The sequence below is a fragment of the Acinetobacter sp. ANC 5600 genome (assembly GCF_002018395.1).
In the GTDB taxonomy this organism is placed as follows: domain Bacteria; phylum Pseudomonadota; class Gammaproteobacteria; order Pseudomonadales; family Moraxellaceae; genus Acinetobacter; species Acinetobacter amyesii.
Genome location: NZ_MVKW01000012.1, coordinates 45273 through 51603, shown reverse-complemented (window position 1 = coordinate 51603; position 6331 = coordinate 45273). Strand labels below are relative to the sequence as shown.

The window sequence follows — 6331 nt, the reverse complement described above, 5'->3', positions numbered from 1 at the left end:
CGACTTGCATGTGTTAAGCCTGCCGCCAGCGTTCAATCTGAGCCATGATCAAACTCTTCAGTTTAAAATCAATAGTACATATAGTGTACCAATCTTGGCTCATCAATTACTGACAAAAATTTGCTCAAATAAACTTCGAGTAATTTCTACCATTAATCAATGAAAATAATTTCGATCAATCAATCAGTAAAAATCCACACAAGTTGTTCTTCATAATCTCTTAATGATCTTTCTAACATCTCGTCAATGCTAGAAGCTGGACTTCGATAAACTTAACAACTCAACGCTTCGCGTTTCGTTCGTTTCCGTCTATCTCGTCGGTATGGGGTGCATTCTAGAGGATTTCAGAATCATTGCAACCCCCAATTCACTATATTTTTCACGTATGTATTTTTTATAAGCGTTTTTGCTAAAAAAATTGCACTTTTACCTATTTTTTAAGCATTTTTTATAAATATTTAGCAAATAGTCGATATTTAATTAAGTAAATTTCTTATATCTAGCAAATCTTTTTCAGCGCTTTTAAGTCTAATAAAAGTGACTTTGATTGCTTATTAATCATTAGTCTACTTTTCTGCCTCAAAGCACATCATTTTTTTCTGTCATCACACCGATTCAAGCTTTATAGACTTTTTTGCGTGCATTTTTATATTTCCCAGCATTCTTTTAACGTTCATATGCTAAATGTTGCATGACTTCCAAGATGACTTGTTGCTTTCCACGGAAATCTTCAGCAGAAAATAGCAGCTTTGCACGTCGAGGGAGTTGTTCTCGTACCAATGCAAATAGTTGGTACTGTGCTGCGATATCCAAATCATGTAATTGTTGCTGCGCCTCACAAAATAATGCTCGCTTATGCTGTGTGGTTTGGTAGTCAAATAAATATCTCAAGATTCGATCGATCTGTTCATCATGATTATCGGTATTGTAATACGCCATGTTGTTGCTCTTTTTTGATTTTTGACTATTGTTCCATAAGGCCTGTTTTTGCAAAAATCATTTTAATTACATGCTTAGTCATTTTTGCTGATAAAAATACAGCCTATTTATTTGAATAATCACTATTAACGATCACAGTCATAAAAAGCCACTATTTTTGGGCTTTAGACGCATAGAGCGCAGGCTGCATTTCACGTACACTCTTTTTATTTTTTAGGTGCAGGATGCCAACACAGTTTTTTCCACGCTTATTCTTACTATTAAGCGGATTAGGATTATTAGCTTTTGGTGTCGTACTCTCTATACATTCAAATTTAGGGACATCCCCTATTTCTTCGGTGCCCTACAGCTTTAGCTATATCTTTCCACTCACCGTCGGCACATTAACAATATTAATGCACATCATCATGATTCTGCTGCAAATGCTGATCTTAAAATCACGCTTTCAGTGGATACAGTGGTTGCAATTACCTGTGGGAATTTTATTTGGTGCATTTATTGACGGTTTAATGTGGCTGACCCTAGGCTGGAGCATAGAAAGTTACCCACTTCAACTCCTGGCTTGCTTGGCAAGTTGCCTGATCACTGCTTTAGGTGTGAGTTTAGTGGTCAAAGCCAGTCTAGTCCTCTTGGCCGCAGAAGGCCTCTATCAAGCTATTGCTGTTCGTTATCGCCTTGATTTTGGCAACTGTAAGACCTATGGCGACATTGTCTTGGTCAGTATTGCGGTTATCAGCAGTTGGCTGGTCTTACATCAAGTCATCGGAGTCCGTGAAGGCACCATTATTACCGCACTTTTAGTCGGGACTTTAGTCAAGCGGATTTTACCTAAATTAAGCTTCATTCAATTTGACCCTAAGCCCTAAAATAAAACTCAATGAACATCTATCTGAGTAAAGACATTTTAAAGCTCGATTGAATCGGGCTTTTTTTCTGGCACAATTAAAGTCTTTAATACAGAAATGAATGTGATTTTTGAAAGGAATAGCTCAATTTTACAAATAAAAAAGGGAAAGATCTCTCCCAAAATCTTTCCCTTAGAATTGAATCTTTAGTCGATCCATCGTGTAATTATTATAGTTATCTGTTTACTTCACTAAAAAAAGAGTCCCTTGGGGAAGAGACTTATAAAAAGTGGAGTTATCGTTATGTACCCTCTAGATGGTATATATCTCTCTAGATGAATAAATCTTATACATAAAATTCGAGAAATGCAACACATTTGGCAAAATTTAAGTGTTGTTTTTATAAGGTTTTTTTTGAATTTACTTATTTATATTATTAATATATTAATTGGTAAAAAAAAGCAGGCCGAAGCCTGCTTTTAATTCAATAACTTAACTAAAAATTCAAGAATTTATTAGTCGGTAAAAGTTACTTTTGCGATCGCTTTTTTGCTCGCTTGGATGATCAAAGTTTTGTTTTCTGACACAGCATAACTTGCATCGACCACTTCCCAATCCACTTTCACTGCACCACGACCAATCGCATCTTTTGCTTGAGCTGCATTTTTAGTCAAACCCGCTTCACGCAAAATAGAAGTAATGAAAATCTCACCACCAAATGCGCCACGAGAAATCGTCACTTCTGGTGTACCTTCTGGAAGTTCACCTTCAGTAATCAAGTTACCTGCACCTTTGTGCGCATTTGCCGCAGCTTCTGCGCCATGGAAACGCTCAACCAATTCAAGTGCAAGAATTTTCTTCACTTCTTGTGGGTTACGACCTTCAGCCACTTCTTTGAGCAACTGTTGAATCTCTTCAATCGATTTAAAGCTCAACAAGTCAAAGTAACGTTCGATCAAATCATCTGGCATTGAAAGCACTTTTTGGTACATCGCACCCGGTGCATCAAAGACTGCAATATAGTTACCCAAAGATTTAGACATTTTATTTACGCCGTCTAAACCTTCAAGAATCGGCACAGTAATGCACACTTGAGACTCTTGGTCATAACGGCTTTGTAATGTACGACCCATCAGCAAGTTAAAGGTTTGGTCTGTACCCCCCAACTCTACATCCGCTTCTAGCGCAACTGAGTCATAACCTTGCACCAATGGATATAAAAATTCGTGAATCGCAATCGGTTGATGGCTGTTATAACGTTTAGTGAAATCATCACGTTCCAACATACGTGCCACAGTTTGCTGTGAAGCTAACTGAATCAAGTCAGCAGCAGTTTTTTGACCAAACCACTCTGAGTTGAACACAACTTTAGTTTTCGCTGGATCAAGAATCTTAAATACTTGTTCTTGATAAGTTTTAGCATTTTCTAAAACTTTTTCACGAGACAACGGCGGACGCGTAGCGCTCTTACCCGTTGGGTCACCGATCATGGCTGTATAGTCACCAATCAGGAAGTAAACTTCATGACCTAAATCTTGGAAAACTTTTAATTTATTAATCAGAACCGTATGACCTAAATGTAAATCAGGTGCAGTCGGGTCAAAACCCGCTTTAATTTTTAATGGGCGATTCTGCTTTAATTTCTTAAGAAGATCTTCTTCAGAAATAATCTCATGTGTGCCTCGTTGGATGAGGGCAAGTTGTTCTTCAGCCGGCAGGAAATTTGACATCACAAAATCCAAATAGATCAGTTATACAATTTGTGCGATATACTAACACTTTTTCAGCACATTGCAGGCTTAAGAATCATCATGACAGCGATCTACATTGGGGTAATGACCGGCACAAGCATGGATGGTGTCGATATTGTTGCTGCTTCTTTTGATCCTTTAGAGATTCATGCGACGCTCACACTTCCCTTTGACCCAGACCTTCGTGATGAACTGATGGCGCTCACTTTGCCTGATGATAACGAAATTGATCGCATGGGTAAGGCAGACGTTGCTTTAGCTCAAATGATCGGTCATGGCATCAATGAATTGATCGAGAAGAATCAGCTAGATCGTAGTCAAATCAAGGCTATTGGCTCACATGGTCAAACCATCCGCCACCGTCCTGAACATGGTTTTACCCTGCAAATTGGCGACCCCAATATTATTACCGAACTCACTAAAATCCCTGTGATTTCAGACTTCCGCCGCCGTGATATGGCTGCAGGTGGTCAAGGGGCACCGTTGGTACCTGCATTTCATCAAGCGCTTTTCCAACATGACACTATTCACCGTGTGATTTTAAACTTGGGTGGCATTGCCAATGTCAGCATGTTACCTGCAGGCAAACCTGAAGATGTCTATGGCTTTGATACAGGCCCTGCCAACATTTTAATGGATGCTTGGTGCGAACGTTATACTGGTCAGCCGTATGATGAAAATGGCAACTGGGCGGCTTATGGTCAGCCCATTCGCAGCCTGCTCGACCGCTTACAAGCACATGAGTTTTTCTCTAAAGAACCACCTAAAAGCACAGGCCGTGAAGATTTCAATCTTGAATGGTTAGATGAACAGATTCTCGATTGGCGTGGAGATCTCGAATATGACGAACTCGAAGATACACCAGAAAACATTCAAGCAACCTTAATGAAACTCACCACACGTGCCATTAAAAAAGCCATTTACCGTTCTGATATGGATACTGGTGAAGTCTATGTATGCGGTGGTGGTGCATACAATTCGCACCTATTAGAGCAACTGCGCTGGCGTTTACGTAAACATGAATGGACGGTACAAAGTACCGCAGATTTAGGCTTAAGCCCAACATGGGTGGAAGCCACAGCCTTTGCTTGGTTGGCGATGCGCTTTGTCAATCAGCTTAGTGCAAATTTACCAAGTGTGACTGGTGCTGCTGGCTATCGTATCTTAGGTACAATCACTGCGGTTTAAGAGTCAAAAACATATAAAAAAGGTCTGCAATTGCAGACCTTTTTATTATTGATGAATTAACGCATCATATTTTTCGCATTTTCATTGCGAAATGCGCGTAAAATCTGTTGCCCTGCACGTCCTGTTGGACTTAAACCCAGTCGATTTTGCTCTTGTCGAATGGCTTGACGGGTTTTATCTCCAATTAATCCATCCACTTTACCAATGTCATAGCCACGGTTAAGTAAAAATTGTTGAATCTCTCGTCGTTCCGCACGTGAAGTCCCAGGATCATCGGTTGGCCATGTCGTACTAAAGCCACCCTTGCCTTGCAAGCGATCGGATAAATGCGCAATCGCTAATGCATAACTCTCTGCCGCATTATAGCTGTAGATTGCATCGAAATTTTTAAACACCAAGAACACAGGCCCACTTGCCCCAGCCGGTGCCATTAAACCTGCTTGGCTCGATCCAGAAAGGTTACCTTGAATTAACGGCGTACCATCGGCACGCTGCAAACCACGATTCATCCAGCTGTCTAATGACTTTTTATTACGGCGACTTTCTCCACTGATCGACATGCCATCCGGAATTTTGACTTCAAAGCCCCACGGCTGACCAGTTTGCCAACCACGCTTTTTCAGGAAGTTGGCTGTAGATGCCAACGCATCCGTGGTACTCGACACCAAATCACGGCGGCCATCACCATCAAAATCCACGGCCAGTTCTTCATAGGTACTCGGCATAAATTGGGTATGACCAAATGCACCTGCCCATGAACCTTTCAATTGAGATTCATTTAAATCACCACGCTGCAAAATCCGCATGGCTGCAAAAAACTCGCCACGGAAATAGCTTTGACGGCGTCCTTCACAACTTAAAGTGCCCAATGACTGTAATAAAGGATAGCTACCCGCAATATCACCAAAATTACTCTCCACACCCCAAACCGCGACCACGGTTTCAGCAGGCACACCATAAGCCGCCGCGACACGGTTTAATACATCACGATGCTGCGCCAATTTCTGCCGACCCAGTTGTACACGCTCTTCATCCACCAGTCCTGACAAATAGTCCCAAATCGGTGTTGAAAACTCAGGCTGATAGTTGAGCTTTTCAATCACAGAATAATCAGGTGTTAAATTTTGTGTATAGCGATCATAAGTTGACGCATTCACACCAGCATTCATTGCTTGCGAGCGCAAATTGGCTAAACAGCCTTGAAAGTTATTTTGTGGTGAAATGCTGCTTGTTGCAGGCATGCTCGACGCATTGACAGACTGACCATTAATAATCAACTCGGCATTTGCCTGAGTTATTGCCAATAAAGCAGTCCCGAAAACAAATCCTAAGTGATGCTTCATACCCTAGATCTTTTTTGAATTTAAATTGTTGCTTTAACAATAGCAGCTCAAAGCAAAAGTTAAAGGTTCAAAACGTAAATTTAAATTCATATTTTATACTTATTTAAATTCATTTTTAAAATTTGAATTCAAAAGCAGTTATCCACAACCCAACTTTAAATTCATTAGAAACCAAACACCGGTTTAAATTTAAATTCAAAACTTTTAAATTTAAAATAAATTAGGCGCATAAAAAATTACCCACAAATGCAAATGGGGTAAAAAT

General features: G+C 40.1%; 5 protein-coding genes and 1 rRNA gene. 2 read left to right on the top strand and 4 right to left on the bottom strand.

Annotation, left to right across the window (positions count from 1 at the left end):
* Window positions 1-64, bottom strand: a 16S ribosomal RNA gene (locus B1201_RS17070); the annotation flags it as partial.
* A 602-nt stretch (window positions 65-666) separates the two neighbouring features.
* Window positions 667-939 carry a hypothetical protein gene (locus B1201_RS16365; protein ID WP_078194471.1) on the bottom strand — a complete coding sequence of 91 codons (273 nt, stop codon included), beginning with the start codon at window positions 937-939 and terminating at the stop codon, window positions 667-669.
* A 224-nt stretch (window positions 940-1163) separates the two neighbouring features.
* Here B1201_RS16365 and B1201_RS16360 point away from each other — a divergent pair, with 224 nt between their 5' ends.
* On the top strand, window positions 1164-1805 hold the full coding sequence (locus tag B1201_RS16360; protein WP_143221722.1) for a YczE/YyaS/YitT family protein: 642 nt from the start codon (window positions 1164-1166) through the stop codon (window positions 1803-1805).
* A gap of 494 nt (window positions 1806-2299) precedes the next feature.
* Here the strand turns inward: B1201_RS16360 and tyrS are convergent, their stop codons facing one another.
* Window positions 2300-3532 (bottom strand): tyrosine--tRNA ligase, encoded by a 1233-nt coding sequence (gene tyrS, locus B1201_RS16355; protein ID WP_171263825.1) that lies wholly within the window; start codon window positions 3530-3532, stop codon window positions 2300-2302.
* A 63-nt stretch (window positions 3533-3595) separates the two neighbouring features.
* Between tyrS and B1201_RS16350 the strand changes: the two genes are divergently transcribed.
* Window positions 3596-4723 carry an anhydro-N-acetylmuramic acid kinase gene (locus B1201_RS16350; RefSeq protein WP_078189534.1) on the top strand — a complete coding sequence of 376 codons (1128 nt, stop codon included), beginning with the start codon at window positions 3596-3598 and terminating at the stop codon, window positions 4721-4723.
* A 56-nt stretch (window positions 4724-4779) separates the two neighbouring features.
* Here B1201_RS16350 and B1201_RS16345 read toward each other — a convergent pair whose 3' ends face one another.
* A complete protein-coding gene (locus B1201_RS16345; protein ID WP_078194468.1) occupies window positions 4780-6066 on the bottom strand; it encodes a lytic murein transglycosylase in 1287 nt (428 codons plus the stop codon).
* Window positions 6067-6331: the final 265 nt, after the last annotated feature.